The 2,532-nt window shown below is 64.3% G+C and carries 2 protein-coding genes; both read right to left on the bottom strand.

Annotation, left to right across the window (positions count from 1 at the left end; all coding sequences use genetic code 11):
- A partial coding sequence (locus tag V4R08_RS15495; protein ID WP_335580315.1) for a recombinase family protein occupies positions 1-1,971 on the bottom strand: 1,971 nt, incomplete at its 3' end.
- The gene (locus V4R08_RS15490) at positions 1,961-2,179 is read right to left on the bottom strand and encodes a hypothetical protein (RefSeq protein ID WP_335580047.1); all 219 of its coding nucleotides are present in this window, start codon (positions 2,177-2,179) and stop codon (positions 1,961-1,963) included. The genes V4R08_RS15490 and V4R08_RS15495, both read right to left, overlap by 11 nt.
- Between the last annotated feature and the right edge of the window lie 353 nt (positions 2,180-2,532).

Below are 2,532 nucleotides of genomic sequence, written 5' to 3'. Positions count from 1 at the left end.
GCTGAGCGTTGATCGGCTGAAGATCCAAGGACCATCCGGCAGAGGATGACCCGCCTCGATCTCGCCCGCTGCGGCGGCGAGCCTAAGCGTCTTCGGTGCAATGCCGAGCAAACCCGCCGCCTTGTTCAGATTAAGCCATGGCTCGTTCCCATCCGGCGCCGGCCGAAAGACCGGGATCTTATGATGCGACCTGAGCGCGGTGACCCGCTCCCGTATCCAGCGATTGCCGTGGCCGGTCACCAGGCCGTTCCGGTTGAGAATGCCGGCGATCAGATCATCATTGGCGATGAGAACCAGTTGGCGGACGGCGGCCAGCATGTCGGCGGAGATGCTATTGCGCTGTCCGCGGCGGCGCCTCGGCAGGCGCAGTTCGGTATGAACGCCGCCCATCCAATGGGTCAGGAGAACGATCTCTGACGCTTCGTCATCGATATCGGCGACCACCTCGTGGATGACGGTGCGCACGATTCGCTTCTTGAGCCTCGCGTCGGTCGACGGCGCCGACCAGACCGCCTTGAGATCAGCGGCCAGCGCGGCGAGGTGGACTGGCGCCCGTGATGGTGCCGATGTCGCGGCATCATGCGCGGCAATCCTGATCTCGATCTCGCCGACACGTGTGAGCGCGCCGTTCCATCGCAACTCCAGTTCCGCCGCGATCAGGCGGTTCTGCGGATCGACGGCATCGTACTGCCGGAATGCCCGATCGGCGCTGTAGCGCGCCGCCTCGAGGTCGCGCACCAGCGCCTCACGAACCTGATCGCGGCGGTTGGCCGCTTGTGCTTCGGCCTCGACGGCCGTAGCTATCGCTCCCGGTTCGACAACCCGCAGAAGAGCTTCCTCGATGGCGTCGTCGACACGCAATCCTCCGAATGCGATGCAGCGTGGCTCGCCATTGTCGAGCGAACCCCGCCAACAGGAATAGCGCGGAATGTTATGCTTGGCGCCGGTGTAGCGAATCGTCAGCTTGCGTCCACAACGCCGGCAGCGGACAAGGCCGGCGAGCAAAGCGTCGCCGTGCTTCGGCGCTCCGTGATGTCGGCCTGTGGGCATGTTGTCGCGCACCATCTTGCGGATCGCCTCCGACCGCTCCCAGCTGACGTAACCCACATGGACGCCTGGGATCAGCGCCAGCCATTCGGCTCGCGCCTTACGACGGCGGCTGGGTCGGATCACGCCTGCTGCGTCATATCCTGTCGCGACACGACTCTTACCATAGGCGTAGGCGCCGCCGTAGATCGGGTTCTCGATCATCCGGTGGATGGTCGCATAATTGGGCCTGCGCCAGACCACGTCACCGTTGTTGCGCTTGGCGGGCAAGTCCAGCCCATGCTCGATGAACCAGAGCAGGGCTTGCCGGACACTGCCGAGCTCGGCGACCTTGTCGAAGACCAGAATGACGGCTTCCTGGACACGGCGATCGGGATCCTTCTCGAGCCTGTCGCCGACCTTCACAAAGCCGACCGGGGCCGCGACGATGAGTTCGCCGCGCCGGGCCTTCTCATAGCGGGCCGACAGGGAACGCTGGCGCAGAAGATCGAGCTCATACTCGTTGAGGCTGCCCTTCAATCCCAGCAACAGCCGGTCGTTGCCCTGACGCGGCGCATAGACCATCTCCTGATCGATCAGCACGGTATCGACGACGCGGCACATCTCGATCAGCTGCTGCCAGTCGCGGCTGTTGCGGGCGAAACGCGAGACTTCCCGCGCCGCGACCGCACCGACCTTGCCCAGGCAGACCTCGGCCACCATTCGATCAAAGCCGGCGCGCGCGACGCCGCCCGCCGCCGAGCGCCCGAGATCGTCATCGACCGTTTCGATGCGAGACCAGCCCAGCGCCGTCAGACGATCGCGCATCGCATATTGCAAGGCGCTGCTCTCGCGATTGTGGAGAACCTGATGGGCGGAGGACTGCCGGACATACAGGATCGCCTTGCGCTCCAGATGGTGCGGCCTGATCTTCTCAGACATCATGACGCATCTCCTCCCGTTCCCGAACGAGGTCGCCGTCGGCGTGGCCGAAGATCAGGCGGACCAGCAGCTTCGTCAGCGTATGGCGCGTCTCGGCGGGCAACGCCTGCCATTGCGGCGTCTGCGCCGCGGCGTAGGGCGGGTCGCAGAACAGATCGAACTGACGTGCATTGCTGTGAGGATGGCGATGAGCGGTAGGCGGGCGTGGCATGGACATCTCCCCGATTCGTGTCGTGAGAGCCCAATGCTGCGCTTGAATCCCGCAATTGCGATGGTGCGCCCGAAACGGACGTCACATCCTGCAGCAGCGTTGCCAAGGCGGTCAGCACCGCAATGTCAACATAGGGTGCGGCGCCGACACACCAGGCCGCCCGATCGAACATCCACGCCGGAATCTCCAGCCATCGCGCGGATGCCCGACCAATGAGGCTGCACCGGAAAACTTCTCCGCCAGCCTTCTCGATGACCTCATGAATATGGACCAGGCATCCGGCCCATGGATGCCACGGATAAAGAAGCTCGCGCTCCTCGGTCCCGTGGGCGTTCTGTCGTCGTGTTGTACAA

The organism is Nitrobacter sp. NHB1, assembly GCF_036964665.1.
Taxonomy (GTDB): Bacteria; Pseudomonadota; Alphaproteobacteria; order Rhizobiales; family Xanthobacteraceae; genus Nitrobacter.
Note: the sequence above shows the minus strand (reverse complement) of the source record. Positions and strands in the feature narration are given on the sequence as shown.

Excerpts from the sequence above, each read along its gene's own strand:
- V4R08_RS15490 (WP_335580047.1), bottom strand. The coding sequence starts at position 2,179 with ATGCCACGCCCGCCTACCGCTCATCGCCATCCTCACAGCAATGCACGT.